Source organism: Burkholderia sp. AU4i (assembly GCF_000466765.1).
Classification (GTDB): Bacteria; Pseudomonadota; Gammaproteobacteria; order Burkholderiales; family Burkholderiaceae; genus Burkholderia; species Burkholderia cepacia.
In genome coordinates, this window is sequence record NZ_ASSI01000177.1 from 1 (window position 1) to 16776 (window position 16776).

Annotated in this window: 18 protein-coding genes; 10 read left to right on the forward strand and 8 right to left on the reverse strand. The window is 67.2% G+C overall.

Going from position 1 to position 16776, the window contains the following annotated elements:
* Nucleotides 1-160: 160 nt before the first annotated feature.
* From L810_RS33295 to L810_RS33305, 3 genes are all read right to left on the reverse strand, one after another.
* Nucleotides 161-1312 carry a branched-chain amino acid ABC transporter substrate-binding protein gene (locus L810_RS33295; RefSeq protein WP_021162611.1) on the reverse strand — a complete coding sequence of 384 codons (1152 nt, stop codon included), beginning with the start codon at nt 1310-1312 and terminating at the stop codon, nt 161-163.
* A 416-nt stretch (nt 1313-1728) separates the two neighbouring features.
* A complete protein-coding gene (locus tag L810_RS33300; RefSeq protein WP_021162612.1) occupies nt 1729-1920 on the reverse strand; it encodes a CsbD family protein in 192 nt (63 codons plus the stop codon).
* 140 nt (nt 1921-2060) lie between these two features.
* Nucleotides 2061-3593, reverse strand: a complete 1533-nt coding sequence (locus tag L810_RS33305; protein WP_021162613.1) for a PAS domain S-box protein — start codon at nt 3591-3593, stop codon at nt 2061-2063.
* Nucleotides 3594-3964: 371 nt separating this feature from the next.
* Between L810_RS33305 and L810_RS48555 the strand changes: the two genes are divergently transcribed.
* The 3 genes from L810_RS48555 to L810_RS33315 all read left to right on the forward strand — a co-directional run bounded on the left by L810_RS48555 (nt 3965) and on the right by L810_RS33315 (nt 4816).
* The gene (locus tag L810_RS48555; protein WP_021162615.1) at nt 3965-4129 is read left to right on the forward strand and encodes a hypothetical protein; all 165 of its coding nucleotides are present in this window, start codon (nt 3965-3967) and stop codon (nt 4127-4129) included.
* A gap of 82 nt (nt 4130-4211) precedes the next feature.
* A complete protein-coding gene (locus tag L810_RS33310) occupies nt 4212-4562 on the forward strand; it encodes a BON domain-containing protein (protein ID WP_021162616.1) in 351 nt (116 codons plus the stop codon).
* 56 nt (nt 4563-4618) lie between these two features.
* Nucleotides 4619-4816 carry a CsbD family protein gene (locus tag L810_RS33315; RefSeq protein ID WP_021162617.1) on the forward strand — a complete coding sequence of 66 codons (198 nt, stop codon included), beginning with the start codon at nt 4619-4621 and terminating at the stop codon, nt 4814-4816.
* 364 nt (nt 4817-5180) lie between these two features.
* Here the strand turns inward: L810_RS33315 and L810_RS33320 are convergent, their stop codons facing one another.
* Nucleotides 5181-6209, reverse strand: coding sequence for a DUF1338 domain-containing protein (locus tag L810_RS33320; protein WP_021162618.1), 1029 nt, complete (start codon nt 6207-6209; stop codon nt 5181-5183).
* Between the two features lie 226 nt (nt 6210-6435).
* Here L810_RS33320 and L810_RS33325 point away from each other — a divergent pair, with 226 nt between their 5' ends.
* The gene (locus L810_RS33325) at nt 6436-7383 is read left to right on the forward strand and encodes a LysR family transcriptional regulator (RefSeq protein ID WP_021162619.1); all 948 of its coding nucleotides are present in this window, start codon (nt 6436-6438) and stop codon (nt 7381-7383) included.
* 19 nt (nt 7384-7402) lie between these two features.
* Here the strand turns inward: L810_RS33325 and L810_RS33330 are convergent, their stop codons facing one another.
* Nucleotides 7403-7897, reverse strand: coding sequence for a hypothetical protein (locus L810_RS33330; protein ID WP_021162620.1), 495 nt, complete (start codon nt 7895-7897; stop codon nt 7403-7405).
* A 73-nt stretch (nt 7898-7970) separates the two neighbouring features.
* On the reverse strand, nt 7971-10100 hold the full coding sequence (locus tag L810_RS33335) for a TonB-dependent receptor (protein WP_021162621.1): 2130 nt from the start codon (nt 10098-10100) through the stop codon (nt 7971-7973).
* A 924-nt stretch (nt 10101-11024) separates the two neighbouring features.
* Between L810_RS33335 and L810_RS33340 the strand changes: the two genes are divergently transcribed.
* A complete protein-coding gene (locus L810_RS33340; protein WP_021162623.1) occupies nt 11025-12653 on the forward strand; it encodes an NADP-dependent glyceraldehyde-3-phosphate dehydrogenase in 1629 nt (542 codons plus the stop codon).
* A 79-nt stretch (nt 12654-12732) separates the two neighbouring features.
* Here L810_RS33340 and L810_RS33345 read toward each other — a convergent pair whose 3' ends face one another.
* Both L810_RS33345 and L810_RS48560 read right to left on the reverse strand, forming a co-directional pair.
* Nucleotides 12733-13365, reverse strand: a complete 633-nt coding sequence (locus tag L810_RS33345; RefSeq protein WP_042977173.1) for a LysE family translocator — start codon at nt 13363-13365, stop codon at nt 12733-12735.
* A 297-nt stretch (nt 13366-13662) separates the two neighbouring features.
* A complete protein-coding gene (locus L810_RS48560) occupies nt 13663-13812 on the reverse strand; it encodes a hypothetical protein (RefSeq protein ID WP_021162625.1) in 150 nt (49 codons plus the stop codon).
* Between the two features lie 148 nt (nt 13813-13960).
* On the opposite strand from L810_RS48560, the gene L810_RS33350 reads away from it, so the two are divergent.
* From L810_RS33350 to L810_RS33370, 5 genes are all read left to right on the forward strand, one after another.
* Nucleotides 13961-14284, forward strand: coding sequence for a hypothetical protein (locus L810_RS33350; RefSeq protein WP_021162626.1), 324 nt, complete (start codon nt 13961-13963; stop codon nt 14282-14284).
* Nucleotides 14285-14372: 88 nt separating this feature from the next.
* Entirely contained in the window at nt 14373-14606 is a 234-nt protein-coding gene (locus L810_RS33355) for a hypothetical protein (protein WP_021162627.1), read from the forward strand.
* Nucleotides 14603-15148 (forward strand): hypothetical protein, encoded by a 546-nt coding sequence (locus tag L810_RS33360; protein ID WP_021162628.1) that lies wholly within the window; start codon nt 14603-14605, stop codon nt 15146-15148. Before L810_RS33355 ends, L810_RS33360 begins: the two co-directional genes overlap by 4 nt.
* A 105-nt stretch (nt 15149-15253) precedes the next feature.
* On the forward strand, nt 15254-15739 hold the full coding sequence (locus tag L810_RS33365; RefSeq protein ID WP_042977181.1) for a hypothetical protein: 486 nt from the start codon (nt 15254-15256) through the stop codon (nt 15737-15739).
* 242 nt (nt 15740-15981) lie between these two features.
* On the forward strand, nt 15982-16776 hold a 795-nt coding region (locus L810_RS33370), incomplete at its 3' end, for a PepSY-associated TM helix domain-containing protein (RefSeq protein WP_042977176.1).

Sequence of the window (16776 nt, forward strand, 5' to 3'; positions counted from 1 at the left end):
CCGGCCGCGCCCGTGGGTTGTTCGTGCCGCGTCGCACGCGGCGCCGCGCGGGCGGACTCGTGCGGCTGCCGCACCGGCGTGCGCCGCGATCGCAACCGATCGCCGATGGCATTTCAGCACGTCCGGCAGCACCGCGAAAGTCCGCGCGCGCCTGTTGCGTTCAATCCGCCGATTTCGTCGTGACGGGCTGCCACGCGGCGTTCTTCACCTCGTACAGCGTCGAGCTCGGGTTCTTCAGGTCGCCCGTGTTCGTGAACGCGATCGTGCCCGTGATGCCGTCGTAGCGCGTGCCCTTCAGCGCGCCGTTGAAATCGGCCGGCTTCGTCGAGTTCGCCTTCTGCATCGCGTTGATCGCGATCCACGTCGCGTCGTACGCGAACGGCGCATACGCGAGCATGTCGACACCGTACTTCTGCCGGAATTTCGTTTCGAACGTCTTGCCCTTCGCGAGACGCGACAGCGGCTGCCCGTATTCCCACACGGCCGCGCCTTCCGCCGCGTTGCCGGCCAGCTTGATGAAGTTCGCGTTCATCACGCCGCCGCCCGCGAGGAACTGCGCGCGAATGCCGAGCTGGCGCATGCGTTTCACGAGCATCGCGGCCTGCGCGTCGAGGCCGCCGAAGAACACGAGATCGGCGTTGGTGCTCTTGATCTTCGTGAGCTGCGCGCTGAAATCCACCGCCTTGTCGTTCGTGAATTCGCGCGCGACGATCGTGCCGCCGTTCGCCTTCACGGCCTTCTCGAATTCGTCGGCTTCGCCCTGGCCGAACGCCGTGCGGTCGTCGATGATCGCGATGCGCTTCGCCTTGGTCACGCTCGCCGCATAGGCGCCTGCATTGCCGGCGTTCTGCGTATCGGTCGCGATCACGCGATACACGGTGCCGAGCCCGGCGCGCGTGATGTCGGGATTGGTCGCCGACGGCGTGATCATCGGAATGCCGGCCTTCGCGTAGATCTTCGACGCGGGCAGCGTCGTGCCCGAATTGAAGTGGCCGATCACGACGGCCACCTGCGCGTCGGCGAGTTGCTGCGCGGCCTGCACGCCGGTGCGCGGATCGCTCTGGTCGTCCTGCGACGCGACGACGAACTTCACCGGCTTGCCGCCCACCGTCGGATGCGCGGCATTCGCTTCGTCGACGGCCATGCGCACGCCGTTCTCGATGTCCTTGCCGTAGGCGGCGCCGCCTCCCGTCAGCGGGCCGGCGACGCCGACCTTGACGACCGTCTCCTGCGCGTGGGCCGCGCCCGTCTGGAGCGCGAGAATCGCGGCGGTCAATGCGACGCCGGAAAGCGAACGAATGCGGAACGTCATGACAATCCTTGTTCTGGGGGCCGGGATGCAACGCGCGACCACCGCGCGTCGGCGCCCTCTCGCGTGCCGGTCGTCTCGTCCGCTACCGGGGCGTCGTGCAACGCACCCGGCCGGTCGATCGCCGCAGCTCCGTCTCCGAAGAGCCTTTCATCGCGAAAGAGGTGAATGGATTGTGGGCAGCCAATACCCGTGCAGCAAACGAAATATCGGAACTATGTTGTGAGGATTTGTCATCAAGTTCCGCATGCGCGGCCGGCCCGCGGCCCGCGCAACCGTGAACCGCGGGCAGGCAGTTTTCATGGGAAGCGGCGCCGGCGCCCGTCCATCAAGGCCGGTCGTGGTCATGCCGGCAGCGCATCATCGTTGCGATGACGGCCCGGCCGGCCACCGCGACGCCCGCGGCGCCGCGTCATCGGTCAGTGCCGATCGGCGTCCGTCTGCTTGCGCGCCGCATCCGCCGCCTCGCCGGCCTGCTCCTGAAGCTTGCCGGCCTGCTGTTCGGCGACGCCTTCCAGTTCCGTCTTGCGGTCGCCCGTGACCTTGCCGAGCGCTTCCTTGACCGAACCCTTGACCTGTTTCAGCTTGCCTTCGATCCGATTCCTGTCCATGGTCGTCTCCTGCGATGGTTGGGGAGAACCGGCGGCGTGACGGCCAGCGCCGCACCGCCGAGTGGACAGGATCGCAAGCGGGCGCCGCGCGCGGCAGATGCGGATGCACCAGCGCGCATGGTGCATTCGTACCGACGGCGTCAGTCCTTGCCGTTCTCGCCCGCCTTCGCGCCGCGCGTGCCGTTCGCATCGGCCGCGCCGACGATCCCGCGTTCGCGCGCCCACACGATCGCCTCGGCGCGACTGTGCACGTCGAGCTTCGCGTAGATCGTCGCGACGTGATTGCGCACGGTGTTCGGCGCGAGCCCGAGGCGGCCGGCGATTTCCTTGTCGGCGAGACCGTGGCACAGCAGGTCGAACACGTCGCGCTCGCGCGCGGTCAGGTCCGACAGTTGCGCGCCCGCATCCGGCGCGTTCGCGCGCCGCACGTTCGCCAGCTTCTCGATCAGCGTGCGGCTGAACCATGACGCATCCTGCATCGCCGTTTCGATCGCGTACACGAGTTCCATCTCCGTGCGCTTGCGATCGCTGATGTCGAGCAGCGCGACGAGCAGGCAGTCGCGCCCGTGTATCGCGACGGGGTCGGCCGACACGACGCAATCGCGCACGTCACCGTCGCGCGTGCGAATCTGCACGTCGGCGTTGCGCACGTTGCCGTCGCGCGCGAGCCGGCCTTCGATGCGCTGCCACGCGCCGCGTTCGGCCCACAACCCGATTTCCTCCGCGGATTTGCCGAGCAGGTCGTCCTGCGCATGGCCCGTCATCGCGGCGAACGCGTCGTTCACGTCGAGCAATTCGAAGCGGTCGGCCGTGACGATCGCGGTGGCGACCGGCGCCATCCGGAACGCCGTCGCGAAGCGTTCCTCGCTCTGCCGCAGCGCGCGCTCGGCCTGCTTGCGCGGCTCGAGATCCATGAACGTAAACAGCATGCATGCCTCGTCGTTCATGTCGATCGGCTGCCCGGCGACGACCACGGCCTTCGTGCTGCCGTCCGCGAGTTTCAGCACGGCCTCCATCTGCGGAATCGTCGCGCCTTCGCCGAGCCGCTCGATCGCGAGCTCGCGCCGTTCGGCCTGTTCGAGCACGTCGACCTCGTACACCGAGCGGCCGAGCACGTCGTCGCGCGCGTGGCCGGTCATGTCCAGAAAACCCTGGTTGACCTTCACGTAGCGCAGGTCGTCGAGCCGGCAGATCACGGCCGGCGCCGGGTTCGCGTTGAAGGTGCGCTCGAAGCGCTCCTCGGCGCTCGCCCATTCGGTCGCGTCGTGCAGCACCAGCGCGAGGCAGTCGGGTTCGCCGGCCGCGTTCGTCAGCACGAGGCTGCGGATGCGGTGGACCCAGCTCACGGTTTCGTCGGCGGCCGATTCCACTTCGACCGTCACGTCGCTGAACTCCTCGCCCGCGATCACGCGATCCATCGGATAGTGGCCGTCGCGCACCGGATGGTTGTTCCGGTAGCGCAGCCGGAAGCGCTCGCGGTAATCGGTGACGGTCTCGCCGAGCGCCTTCAGCTCGGTCACGCCGTGCATCGCGAGCGCGGCCTCGTTCGCCCAGACGATCCGCTGGTCGGGCTCGACCAGGATCACGCCCTCGGTGAGCCCCGCGATGATCTGGTGCAGCTGGCGCCGGTCGGTATGCGACTTCAGCGCCTGTTCGTTTACCTGTTCGTTCATCGAATGGTTGTCCATGTCGTCAGCATGACCGCCGGCCCGGTTGCAGCTTCGTCGGCACGCGCCGGCCGGCGCGTGTGGCGATGATCGCGCGCCGCATCCGTGCGCGACAGGCGCGGATGCACTAACCGCCATAGTACATTCGCATCGCGTGCCGCCACCGTGCGGCATCCCGCCGATCCCCGAAGCATTCTCCGCGCCTGCTTTGCGCGCGCCGCAACCCGCGGGCGCCCCTCCTCCCCTTCACGACGCCCCCGTGCAAACGCACTAGCCGATCAGGTGAATTTGCGCGATGCCCGTGCACGTTCGACCCGGTACGCTGGTTCTGCATCGGCGCTCATGCGCTGCCATCCGAACCGCAGAGGAGAAGCACGATGAAGCTGCATCAGACACCCGATCCGACGCGGCCTGAACCGCCTCCGGACAACCCGCCCGAACCGCCGCCCGGCACCGATCCGCCGGTTCCGCTGCCGCCCGACGTGCCGCGCCCGGACATGCCGCCGCGCGAGCCCGGCTACGACACGCCGATCGCCGGGTAATGAAGTCACGCGGTAGTAACGCGCGGCACGATCCGTGCTCCACGATCGGTCCACTCACCCCATCAATCGAAGGAGAACATCAATGAACAAAATCTCGCCCCTTTCGACACTGCTCGCCGTCAGCGCGGCTTTCCTGCTTGGCGCCGCGCCGCTCACGAACGCGGTTGCGCAGGACGCATCCACCGACAACGGCGTGAAGACCGAATCGAACCAGCCCGTCACCGACACATGGATCACGACCAAGGTGAAGGGCCAGCTGGCCGCCACCGACGGCCTGAAGAGCGTCGACATCAGCGTGAAGACCGTCGACGGCGTCGTCACGCTGACAGGCGTGCTGCCGACGAAGATCGCCGTGAAGAAGGCGATCGCCGTGTCGCGCGCGGTCAAGGGCGTGAAGCACGTCGACGCATCCGGCCTGAAGGCGAAGGCCTGACCTCCCGGCGCGGCACGCCGCCGCGCTTTTTATCCCTGCACGACAAGGAGCACATGATGAACGAGGACAAGATCAAGGGCCAGTGGAAGCAGCTCACCGGCAAGCTGAAGGCCAAGTGGGGCAAGCTGACCGACGACGACCTGGCCGTCGCCGACGGCAATCGCGAGTATCTCGCCGGGAAGATCCAGGAACGGTACGGGATCGCCCGCGACGCGGCCGAGAAGCAGCTGAAGGAATTCGACCGCGAGCTGTGACACGACAGCACATTCATCCAACCGCCGCGGCGCCGACGGCGTCGCGGCCACCAGGACCTACGACATGGGCAAATACCTGATCGCCTGGCTGCTCGGCGTGCCGGTCGGACTGCTGGTGCTGTTCTTTCTGATCACGCACGTGTTCTGACGGCACGGCGCGCGGCATGCGCCGGCCGCTATGCCGCTTTCCAATTTCCACTTTCCCCAATCGCATCGATGACCGTGACGCCGCGATCCGGCATTCGCCCGATCGCGCGTATTGCGCGGCATCGCGGAGCCCCCAACGCAAATCGGGCAGGACCCCCTTGCGCCCCGCCCGATCCGCTCGTCTCTTCCGAAAGCGACGTACCGCGCTTTCGCGTCGTTACTTCGCCGCGTTCGCCGTCATCTTGAAGATGCCCTGCGCGTTGCCCGCATCGAAACGCAGGTCGGTCACCCAGCGGCGCGCCGCCTGGTCGAACGTGCGCTTGCGCGTGATGAACTCGTAGAACGAGCCCGGCACATTGCGCTTCACCGTGCCGCCGTCGCGCGTGCGGAACTCGCGCTCGACGGTATCCGCACGATACGCGGTCTGGAACACGCGGCCCGAGCGCGAACGCTCGACTTCCGGCTTCATCGGCCGGCCCTTCGCCTTCTCGTCGTCGGACAGCTTGAACACGTCGGCCACGCGGTCGGTCGCATGGTTGAACGCGTTGCCTTCGGTCGCGATCCACGCCATTTCCGCCGATTCCAGCAGCAGCGTTTCGTAATCGAGTTCGTTCGGCACATCGTGCTGGCGCGCGAACGCACCGACGATCTCCGGCAGCAGCGCGTGCGCGGCGTCGAGCGACAGCCAGCCTTCGCGCTCGACTTCCCACAGCAGCGCGACGGCCGCCGGCGACAGCGGATCGCGCGACGAGCTGACGACGTTCGTCACGGCCTGCTGGAATTCCTTCGAGAAACGTTCCGGATGCAGTTCGCTGACGAAGAACTGCGCGATTTCGTCCGGCGCGTCCTCATGCGCATACGCGCGGCCCGTCATGCCGAGCTTGTCGAGCGGGTAACGACCGTTCATGCGGAAGCCGAGCGGACGCAGGATGCGCGTGAACGCGGCCTCGCCCGGCGGCAGCGCGCCCGTATGCGGCCAGCGCACCGTGCGCAGCGCACCGTGGTCGAAATAGACCGAGCCGCCGCTTTCGATCGCGTCGGCCGTATAAGCGCGGCCGTTCGCCGAACGCTCGAGCAGCCCTTCGAACAGCGCCATGTTCATCGCCTGCGCGATTTCCGCGCGCGTCACGACACCTTCTTCCCATTCTTCCAGGATGCCCGGCATGTTCAGGGTCGAGAACAGGGCGTCGGTCTTCGCCTGTCCCAGCAGCTTCGTCAGCAAGCTCTCGATATTCGGATTGCGCATCAGGATTCTCGTCTCGGGGGACCGCCGGCAAACGTGCCGGCAACTCGTCGGCCGGCCGCCCAGCGGGCGCCTGACCTTGCGTGGGGAGCATTATTCAAAGGGTTGCAGCCGGGCGTAAAGCGAGATTAAATTGATACGTGATGAGTTTTTGGAATTATCAGCCGTTCCTCGGCCCCGCCTTCCGCCCGGCGCCGCGCGGGCCTGACCGTCAGACGAATCGAACATCATGCGCAAATTCAAGATCCCCAACATGGGCGCGCTCGTGGCTTTCGAAGCCGCCGCCCGCCACGAGAGCTTCACGCACGCGGCCAAGGAGCTGTTCCTGACGGAAAGCGCGGTCTCGCGCCAGATCGCGACGCTGGAAGCCAGCCTCGGCGTGCGGCTGTTCGCACGCGTGAAGCAGCGCGTCGTGCTGACGCGCGCCGGCAAGCTCTACGGCACGCAGGTGCGCCGCGCGCTGGAGGCGCTCGACCGCGACACGCTGTCGATCATCGCGCACGGCAGCGGCGGCGGCTACCTGGAGCTGGCGGTGCTGCCGACCTTCGCGTCGCACTGGCTAATCCCGCGCATCAAGAGCTTCTACGACCGCACGCCCGACGTGCGCGTGAACATGGGCAGCCGCACCGACCTGTTCTCGTTCGAGGACACGCACTTCGAGGCCGCGATCCACTACGGCAAGCCGACCTGGCCCGGTACGTCGTCCGACTACCTGTTCGGCGAGGAAGTCGTGCCGATCTGCTCGCCCGCGCTGCTCGACCGGCCCGTCGAGCGCGTCGAGGATCTGCTCGCCTACCCGCTGCTGCACTCGACGACACGCCCCGGCGCGTGGGCGCAGTGGTTCGAGACACACGGGGTCGAGGACATCCGCACGATGCAGGGCGTGCGCTACGAGCTGCACACGATGCTGATCAGCGCGGCCGCGGCCGGGCTCGGCGTCGCGCTCGTGCCGAAATTCTTCGTCGAGGAACAGTTGCAGCAGCTCGGCCTGGTCGTGCCGTGCGACGCGGCGACGGTCGGCGATTCGGCGTACTACCTCGTGTATCCGACGGAGTTCAGCCACAGCAAGCCGCTCGAACTGTTTCGCGGCTGGCTGCTCGAGCAGGCGAGCGCGTATGCGGCGCCGGAGTGCGCGGAAGAGGATGCCGATCTGGAGGATGACGAGGACGTCGAGTAACGGCGCGGTGGCGTCGGCGTCAGGGCACGGTGGCGTTGCAGGCATGCCGCGCCGGTACGCTGGCCTTGACGACTTTCACCAGCCGCGCGCTATCGGGCGTTTCCAGCCCCGGGCACGCGGTATACAGATCGCGGACCACGAGCGTCGCGCGCCCGTCGAGCCGGCAAACGCCATGCGGCTGCGCGGCGGGCAACCGCAGCCCGCGCCGCGCAACGTCCTGGTTCGTGAAAACGATCAGGCCCGCACGTTGCGAGCGGTCGGGCAAGCGCATCGCCGACGCATCGTCATCCTCGAACCACACGTCCGGCCCGATCGCTTCATCGTCGTAATCGACCGCGTAACGCCCCGACAGCGTGATCGTCCGGTCGACATGCACGGCATGGCATTCCGGCTCGGCATCGGCCAGGATCGGCTGCTCGTCCGCCGCGGCCGGGCCGCACGCCAGCAACAATACGGCGCACAACGTGCGGGCGCGGCCGGTCAGGTTCGATATATCAAGCGCTTGGCGGATCATGGGTAGCGAAAGGCGGGCCATCGTGACGACGACCCGCATTGTCACGCAACGCGCGCGTGATGCGTGACGAGCGTTACATGTGCCACTTCACCGTCGCGGTGAGCGTGCGCGGGTCGCCGGGCATGTTGTACAGGTCCGCATTGCCGTGCGCGGCAATGAAGTAGCGACGATCGAACAGGTTGTCGAGCGTGAGCGTCACGTCGACCTTCTTGCTGCGATAGCCGGCGCCGAGATTGAACGCGGTGAACGACGGCAGCGTGACGAGATCGCTCGCCGACGTATAACGCGCCGACTGGAACTGCATGCCGGCCGCCGCATAGAAACCGTACGGCAGTTCGCGCTTGATCCACAGGTTCGCGCTGTGGCGCGGCATCAGCCCGGGCGTGTTGCTCGCCACCGTGACGCCCGCTGCCGTCGATTGCGCCGAGCCGTCGACCGTGCCGTTCAGGTACGCGTAACCCGCATACACCGACCACGTCGGCGCGATCTCGCCGGTGAAGCCCAGCTCCATCCCGTGCACGTGCTGCGTGCCGATCGGCAACGCGTAGCCGGGATTGTTCGGATCGCCGATCTGCTGGTTGGTCTGGCGCATGTCGAACAGCGCGACGCTCGCCGTCGCCTTGCCGCCGAGGTCGAAGCGCGAGCCGACTTCATACGCGGTGGTCTTCTGCGGCGCGAGCGCGGCGCCGTTCGCGAACGCGCCGGCACTGATCAGCGTATCGGCGAGCGGCGAGAACGACTGGCTGAACGACCCGTACAGCGTCAGCCAGTCGAGCGGTTCGTAGATCAGCCCGACGCGCGGGCTCCACGCGTGATCGGTACGGTCGAGGTTGACGTTCGACGACGTGTAGTCGTGGCGGATCTGGTTCAGGTAGTCGAAACGCAGCCCCGCGAGCACCTTCCAGTGCTCGGTCAGCGAGATCAGGTCCTGCGCGTAGACGCCCGCGAGCCCGATGACGGTCGACGCGTTCGTCTTCGCCCGCGCGCCGGTCGGCACGCCGGGCAGGATCACCTGCTGCGGATTGAACAGATCGTAGGTCGCGACCTTCGACACGCTGTAGATCGTGTCGAACTTCTGCTGCTGCGACAGCTCGAGCCCGTACAGCAGCTCGTGGCGCATGCCGAACAGCGAGGTCTTCTGCGTGAGCTCGAACAGGCCGTCGATGCCGTGGTCGGTGCGCTGGCGCGTCGACTGGTCGAGCGTGACGACCGGGTGCGCGGCGGTCTTGATCGGCTCGTACGTCACGTAGTTCTTGCGTTCGAGCGAGAAGTCGTACGCGCGGATCGCGCCGTGAAACGACAGCGAATCGCTGAAGCGGTGATCGAGCGACACCGTCGCGCTCTTCGCGGAGATGTCGTTGTACGAGCTGTTCGCCGCGTCCGCCGAGCCGTAATACGTGTTGATCGGCACGTCGACCGGCCGGCCGAGATACGCGGGCAGCCCCTGGTCTGACGTGCGGCGGTCGTGCAGGTAGTCGAATTCGACGTTCAGCACCGTGTCGCGATCGAGCTTGAACTGCGCGGACGGCGCAATCGCCTGGCGGTTGAGCTGGAACTGGTCGCGGAAACTGTTCGAATTCTCGGCCGCGCCGGTCATGCGGAAACGCGCCGCATCGTTCGCGTTCCAGCCGAGGTCGAATTCGCCGCGCCGCTCGCCGCGCGTGCCGAGCGTCACGCCCACGTCGCGCACCGGGTTCGCTTCAGGCCGCTTCAGCACGCGATTCACGATGCCGCCCGCCGAGCCGCGCCCGTACAGCACGGCCGCTGGCCCCTTCAGCACCTCGACACGATCGACGTTCGACAGGTCGCGGTAGTACAGCGCGTCGTCGCGGATGCCGTCGACGTACTGGTCCGTGATGCTGTTGAAGCCGCGGATCGTGATCTGGTCGCGCTGGCCGTCGCCGACCGAAAAACCGACGCCCGGCACGTTGCGCAGCGCATCCTGCATCGACGTCGCGTTCTGGTCCTCGATCACCGCGTGCGGAACGACGTTCACCGTCTGCGGCACGTCCATCAGCGACATGTCGGTCTTGGTCGCCGCGCGCGAGTGGCCGCCGTCGTACGACGCATGCTCGGCAGCCGCATTGACGGAGATCGCGGGCAGGGTCGCCGCAGTGTCGCTCGCCTGCGCGAATGAGGTGCGTGCGCCGGCCAGCGACGTGGCGATCAGAAGCGCATGGCAGGCGCTCTTGTTGAGTTTCATCGTGAACGTAGGGGCTGAAGGAAAAACGGCGAACGAAAACGCATCCGGCCAGCGCGCGCATCACGCGGCGAATCGACCGACGAAGCGTTCCGTGAAAGAGACGATGCGCGGGGGATCTCCCCGTCGCATCCGCCGGCCGACGCACAGCCGGCGCGGGTGGCTGCCGGCCGGCGAAACCGGCTCGAAACAAGCCGCGACGTTCTGTCGCGACTTGTAACGGAGCGAAATATTAAACGAGAATGATTCGTGTTTTTAGTAAATTTTCGACGTGTCGCCTGCCCGCAACGTGCATGCGCTTGGCGCTCTGCATTCCTGACGAATACCTTTCTATTTCGCGCTTTGGTGCGGCTTTGGCGTAATTAAAACGAAAGAAACTCATCCCCCCGATCGGGCGATGAAGGGCCGGGCACCAGGCGGGATCGGGATTTGACGACGAAGAGACTGGAGAGGATCACGAAGCATCCGTCGAAGCAGACGGCATGCATGCGAAGTCCGGTGCGCGCCGGACCGGGCAACCCCGACCCGGCGCTCCGGGCAGCCGACCTCGCATCGGCGGTGCGGCGGATCTTCTTCTGTTCACTGCGTGTGCTCTCAGGTTCGCTACATTTTTTTCTTCGCCGCGCCGAGCCATTATCCGCGCAATCCGGCCACAGGGAAACGTTTGCGGGTGCCTGCAGCGTGTTATATCCAGCATTCCGCAACAGTCTTTCCGGATGCTTTCAAGGCATGCGGCACGATTCGGCAAATCTTGCATTCACGCCGGCGTTCCTTTTTAATGGAACTGGTTCCATTCGCTGATTCGGCCATGTTTCCCCGTGACGCTTCGTCGTGCGCGCGTCATCATGCCGATTCAGGATCGAGGATCGCTCAGCTCAGGATTCGCATCGCCCGTCCTTCCCGGACACCCCGTCAAACGAGACCGTCATGCCCGATTCCGCCTCCCTGCAACAGCTGTTTCCCGCCCTTGAGGACATCCCCGCCGAGTACCGGCTCGCTTCGCCGATCCACCAGCGCGTGTCGCTCGTCGACGGCGAATTGCGCCCGTGGGACGGCGCGACCAAGACCGTGCTGTCGCCCGTGTGCGTGCGACAGGCGGACGGCAGCGTCGAGCAGGTCAAGATCGGCAGCTATCCCGTGATGGGCGAGCCGGAAAGCGACGCGGCGCTCGACGCCGCGGTGCGCGCGTACGACTCGGGCCGCGGCGAGTGGCCGACGATGAAGGTCGAGCAGCGCATCGCGTGCATGCAGGACTTCATCAAGCGGATGGTCGCGCAGCGCGAACTGGTGGTGAACCTGATCATGTGGGAGATCGGCAAGAGCCTCGCCGATTCGCAGAAGGAGTTCGACCGTACCGTCACGTACATGACGCAGACGATCGACGCGCTGAAGGAGCTCGACAACGCGAACTCGCGCTTCGTGATCGCGGAAGGCACGATCGGCCAGATCCGCCGCACGCCGCTCGGCGTCGTGCTGTGCATGGGCCCGTACAACTATCCGCTGAACGAGACGTTCGCGACGCTGATCCCCGCGCTGCTGATGGGCAACACCGTGGTGTTCAAGCCGCCGCAATACGGCACGCTGCTGTTCGAGCCGCTGCTCGAGGCGTTCCGCGACGCGTTCCCGAAGGGCGTGATCAACACGATCTACGCGCCCGGCGCGGTGGTCGTGCCGCACATGCTCGCGTCGGGCAAGATCAACGTGCTCGCGCTGATCGGCTCGAGCAAGGTGGCCGACCACCTGAAGAAGCAGCACCCGAAGTCGCACCGGCTGCGCGCGATCCTCGGCCTCGATGCGAAGAACGCGGCGATCGTGCTGCCCGACGCCGATCTCGACCTCACCGTGAAGGAGTGCCTGCTCGGCGCGCTGTCGTTCAACGGCCAGCGCTGCACCGCGCTGAAGATGCTGCTCGTGCACCGCTCGATCGTCGACGAATTCCTGAAGCGCTTCACCGCCGCGCTCGAGCAGCTGAAGATCGGCATGCCGTGGGAGAAGGGTGTCAGCATCACGCCGCTGCCCGGCATGCATCGCACGGCCTACATGACGGACGCGATCGACGACGCGAAGGCCAGGGGCGCGCAGGTCGTCAACCATTCGGGCGGCGAGTTCAGCAAGACGCTGTTCTATCCGGCCGTCGTGTACCCGGTGTCGGAAGGAATGAAACTGTACCGCGAGGAACAGTTCGGGCCGATCATTCCGGTCGCGCCGTTCGACGACGTCGAGACGGCGCTCGACTACGTGACGACGTCGGATCACGGCCAGCAGGTCAGCATCTTCGGCTCCGATCCGGTGCAGATTGGCGCGCTCGTCGATCCGCTCGTGAACCAGGTGTGCCGCGTGAACCTCAACTGCCAGTGCCAGCGCGGGCCCGACGTGTTCCCGTTCGCGGGCCGCAAGGATTCGGCGGAAGGCACGCTGTCGGTGAGCGACGCGCTGCGCGCGTTCTCGATCCGCTCGATGGTCGCGGCGAAGCAGACCGACAGCAGCAAGCAGCTGCTCGATTCGATCGTGTCGGATCACACGTCGAAGTTCATCAACACGGGCTTCATTTTCTGAGTACGGCGGCCGCGCGGCACGGCTCGCTCACTCGCGAGCCGCTTGCGCCGGCCGTGCGCCCACATGTCGAGCGCATGCGCTACACGTTCGACACCAGCAGCCGAATCCCCGCCACGCCGAACACGACGGCGAGACACGCTTCCATCGCGCGCCGGCCGCGCACGTACAGCCGGCGCGCGCCGTTCATCGAGAACACGAGCGCATAGCCGCCGAACACCAGGCACCCGATCACGAGGCAGCCCGGCACGACGGCGCCGTGCGACGCGCCCGCGCCATTCGACGACAGCGCGACGATCGACACCCACACGAGGATCGCCTTCGGATTGGTCAGGTGCAGCATTGCGCCGCGTACGTAGAAACGCGCCAGCCGTTGCTCGCCCGCTGCGTTCAGCGACGTCGCCGCCTTGCCCGACCATGCCGTGCGCCCCGACTTGAATGCCAGCCACATCAGGTACAACCCGCCGAAGATCTTGATCGCGACCAGCAGCTTCGACCACGCCAGCAGCGCGGCCGACACGCCGAGCGCCGCCACCGTCGCCCAGACCATCGACCCTGAAATCACGCCGAGCGCAAACGCGAGCGCCGCCTTGCGGCCCTGGTTCGCGGCGACCGACATGATCGCGAGATTGCTCGGCCCGGGGCTGGCCGTCCCGATGAAATAGGCCGTGTAGGCCAGCAGCAGGTTGGCCGAGAAAAAAGAGTGGACGCTCATGTCAAACCTCGCAGGGATGATCAACGCATTGTTGGCAAACGCGCGCCGTCTGCCCATGGACAATTGGCCGGCAATTTGCTGGGCCAGTTGGACAGGTCGTGCAGCCGGCTCGCCGTGGGCGAATCCGTCTCGGTTTTGAAACACCCGCCACGTTCGCCGCCGGTTTTCGCCGCCGGTGGCGGCCATCCCGCAGCGCCGCCTCCGGCCGGGCGAACGCCTGACAGGCGCAGGCGGCAGGCGCGCGGCTGCCCGTTTCGTCGGCCCGCCATGGAACGCGCGACGCAATTTATCCCCGCGTTACGTTACATCCGTGAAGCATTTCGCTTCGCCGGACCGCCCCGCGCACCCGACATGCATCGCGCCGCGCAGATAGACGGCCTCCTCGATCGCCGCCACGATCCAGTATCGGCGGGACTCGCCGCCCGGCATCGCACCGTCGCTCAACATTGCTCAACAATCGCCCCGCTGCGCTGGTACGGAACCTGCATTCCATTCGGGCGAGACAGCCGCGCCGGTCATCGCGCGGACACAAACCCACCCTCGGGCGCGTCCAGTGGATACGCCCGAACGATTCGCGCAAGCAACGAGGCCCTTCATGGATGCGCTGCCCAATTCGTCCGACACGTCGTTCCAGCTCTTTCTCGCGAAACTGCTCGAACAGCCGTTGCCCGACTGGACCGAAAAACAGCAGATGGAACTCGAGATGGCGCGCTCGCTGTCGACCGAAATGGTCCACCTCGCCGAGGACATGCGCGGCCGCACGCCCGATCTCGCGCGCTGCCTCGTGCTGCTCCGCTACGCGAAGGTGCTCGACTTCATGCTGACGTCGCTCGCCGCGCACCGCGACATTCATCCGCAGACGCTGCGCACGCTGTTCCGCCTCGCGAACCTGAAAGTCGACGATGCGTATCCGGCCTGAGCCGGCACGACGCAGCGGCTGCCGCGGGCGGCAAGCACGGCCACGGCGGCCATTCCCGATTCGTGCGCACGCCCGATAATCTCGCCGCATGAGCATCAGGAACCGGACATCCCGGCTGGCCGGCGCGCTCGGCGTGTTCGTGAAACGCTACGGGCGCAAGGCTCAAAAGCATCTCGACCCGAACGACCGCCGCTACGATCGCGACGTCGAGCGGGCGATGCGGCGCATGTCGCCCGCCGACCTGTCCGCTCTGCTCGCCGGCGACGACGACACCGCGAACGACACCCGGGCCGGTTTCGCCGACACGAGACGCACGCCGTGAACGCCGCCGACTTCGACCGGATCTGGCCGGCCATCTGCGACACCCCCGCCTGGTCGGTGACGAAAGGCCAGGGCAGCTTTCTCACGTTCGAATTCGGGCAGCCCGCGCTGCATGTCAGGGAGCCGCTCGCCGGCTCGCCGGGCCTGTCCGCGGCGTCCCGGGACAGGCTCGCGTCGCGGCACGTGACGGTCGCCGGCAGCGGGCATCTGTGGATCTGCTACTGCCACTGGTCGATCGCGCTCGACGGCCTCGAACTCGCGCACAGCGAATCCCGCTCCGGCGACATCGCCGCCGCCGTGCAACGTCTCGACGGACAGATCCTGCAATCGGTCGCGCCGCACGCCCAGCCGGGTTCGTGGGCATTCGACTTCGACCTCGGCGGCAAGCTGACGACCTGGCCATACGGCGACGACCCGGCCGACGAACAGTGGCATCTCTACGACCGGCGCTCGGGCAACGTGCTCACCGCCCGCGCGGACGGCACCTGGTCGTATGGCCCGGCGAACGCGCCGCCGGAAAGCGGATCGCCCGGTTCCGGATAGCCGCCGCGCGCGCGCCGCCTCCGCTTCCGGCAGCACGCCGGCCTGATGCCGTGCATCAGCGTGACGAGCGGCCCCGCACCGCAAACGGAGGTACAATCGCGCGCCATGAACGCACTTCGCCGCTTCCTGCTCCGGCCAGGCGTCGCGCGACAGCTTCTGTGGGGGTTCCTCCTCGTGACGCTGCTGTCCCGCGCGCTGATGTCGGGCGCCGTGATGCTCGATCCGGACGGTCCGGATGCGGGCTCGGTGGTGCTGTGTTCGGGCCGCGGCCCGCTGATCGTCGACGTGGCCGCGCTGGCGGCCCGTTTCGATGCCGGCGCGCCGATCACGCCGGCCAACGATGCGCTCGCGCTCGCCGATGCGCTCAAGCATGACGCGCACGCCGACAACCCGGCTTCCGCCGGAGGCGGCGACAGCCTGTGCGCATTCGGCGCCGCGCTGTTCACGGCGCTCGCGTCGTTCGTGCTGCTGGTGCTGCTGTTTCCGGGCGCCGTCCCGCGGCGCTTCCGGATTCACGTCGCCCCTCTTCCGTTCGTGCGATCGATCTTCGACGATCGCCCTCCTTCCCGCGCGCCTCCCCTGTTCTGCTGACGGTTCCGCCTCGCGGCCCGCGCGCATCGATATGCACGGGCCTGCACGCCGTTCGTCTCATACGACCTGATTCAAGCGTTCATCCGCCTGCCCGCACCGCGCGGGCGACGCCGTCATGCGCACCGTCCGCGCATGGCGCCGCGCCGCCCGCTCCGTCGCTGCGCGCAGGCGGGCGCAACGCACGTTGACGTCCGCCGGCACGCGCCGGCGTGGCCGCTCAACGAACACGAGGAGCTGACACCATGTCGACCACCGTCGAGCGGGCCCTCTCGCCCGCCCATTCCGCCCACGCGGGTTACCGGACGCTCTGGCGCTGGCACTTCTATGCCGGCCTGTTCGTCATGCCTTTCCTGGTGATCCTCGCGATCACGGGCACGCTGTATTGCTTCCAGCCGCAGATCGAGCCGCTGCTGTATCCGCACCGGCTCGTCGTCGAGCCGCGCGCCACGCCGCGCCTCGATCCCGACGCGCTGCTCACGAGTGCACGCACCGCAATGCCGGCCGGCGCGACGCCGGTTTCCGTCCAGGTCTCGACCGCGCCGGACCGCAGCGCCGAGTACGTATTCCGGCTGCGCGACGGCAGCCGCGAGAGCGTGTACGTGAACCCGTACGACGGTAGCGTGCTCGGCACGCTGAGCGTCGAGAACCGCTTCATGCAGATCGACCGGATGCTGCATCGCAAGCTGCTGCTCGGCAAGACGGGCGAACTGCTGATGGAGCTCGCCGCGTGCTGGACCTTCGTGATGATCGGCACCGGCATCGCACTGTGGTGGCCGCGCGGCACGGCGCGCGTCGGGCGCGCATTGCGGCCCGACCTGTCGCTGCGCGGCCGGCCGCTGTGGAAAAACCTCCACGCGACGGCCGGCATCTGGCTCGCGGCCGGCACGGTGGCGTTCATCCTGACGGGGCTGCCGTGGTCGGGTTCGTGGGGCAAGAATTTCAAGGCGCTGGCCGCGACCGTGAACCTCGGCGCGCCGGAAGGCGCATGGGGCGGCGCGTCGGTGCGCTCGACGCGCCCGGGTGCCGCCGCGGCGCCC

What these genes read in the sequence shown, in the direction of transcription:
- L810_RS33295 (WP_021162611.1), bottom strand. Translation starts at nt 1,312, where the DNA reads ATGACGTTCCGCATTCGTTCGCTTTCCGGCGTCGCATTGACCGCCGCG.
- L810_RS33300 (WP_021162612.1), bottom strand. Translation starts at nt 1,920, where the DNA reads ATGGACAGGAATCGGATCGAAGGCAAGCTGAAACAGGTCAAGGGTTCG.
- L810_RS33305 (WP_021162613.1), bottom strand. Translation starts at nt 3,593, where the DNA reads ATGAACGAACAGGTAAACGAACAGGCGCTGAAGTCGCATACCGACCGG.
- L810_RS48555 (WP_021162615.1), top strand. Translation starts at nt 3,965, where the DNA reads ATGAAGCTGCATCAGACACCCGATCCGACGCGGCCTGAACCGCCTCCG.
- L810_RS33310 (WP_021162616.1), top strand. Translation starts at nt 4,212, where the DNA reads ATGAACAAAATCTCGCCCCTTTCGACACTGCTCGCCGTCAGCGCGGCT.
- L810_RS33315 (WP_021162617.1), top strand. Translation starts at nt 4,619, where the DNA reads ATGAACGAGGACAAGATCAAGGGCCAGTGGAAGCAGCTCACCGGCAAG.
- L810_RS33320 (WP_021162618.1), bottom strand. Translation starts at nt 6,209, where the DNA reads ATGCGCAATCCGAATATCGAGAGCTTGCTGACGAAGCTGCTGGGACAG.
- L810_RS33325 (WP_021162619.1), top strand. Translation starts at nt 6,436, where the DNA reads ATGCGCAAATTCAAGATCCCCAACATGGGCGCGCTCGTGGCTTTCGAA.
- L810_RS33330 (WP_021162620.1), bottom strand. Translation starts at nt 7,897, where the DNA reads ATGATCCGCCAAGCGCTTGATATATCGAACCTGACCGGCCGCGCCCGC.
- L810_RS33335 (WP_021162621.1), bottom strand. Translation starts at nt 10,100, where the DNA reads ATGAAACTCAACAAGAGCGCCTGCCATGCGCTTCTGATCGCCACGTCG.
- L810_RS33340 (WP_021162623.1), top strand. Translation starts at nt 11,025, where the DNA reads ATGCCCGATTCCGCCTCCCTGCAACAGCTGTTTCCCGCCCTTGAGGAC.
- L810_RS33345 (WP_042977173.1), bottom strand. Translation starts at nt 13,365, where the DNA reads ATGAGCGTCCACTCTTTTTTCTCGGCCAACCTGCTGCTGGCCTACACG.
- L810_RS48560 (WP_021162625.1), bottom strand. Translation starts at nt 13,812, where the DNA reads ATGTTGAGCGACGGTGCGATGCCGGGCGGCGAGTCCCGCCGATACTGG.
- L810_RS33350 (WP_021162626.1), top strand. Translation starts at nt 13,961, where the DNA reads ATGGATGCGCTGCCCAATTCGTCCGACACGTCGTTCCAGCTCTTTCTC.
- L810_RS33355 (WP_021162627.1), top strand. Translation starts at nt 14,373, where the DNA reads ATGAGCATCAGGAACCGGACATCCCGGCTGGCCGGCGCGCTCGGCGTG.
- L810_RS33365 (WP_042977181.1), top strand. Translation starts at nt 15,254, where the DNA reads ATGAACGCACTTCGCCGCTTCCTGCTCCGGCCAGGCGTCGCGCGACAG.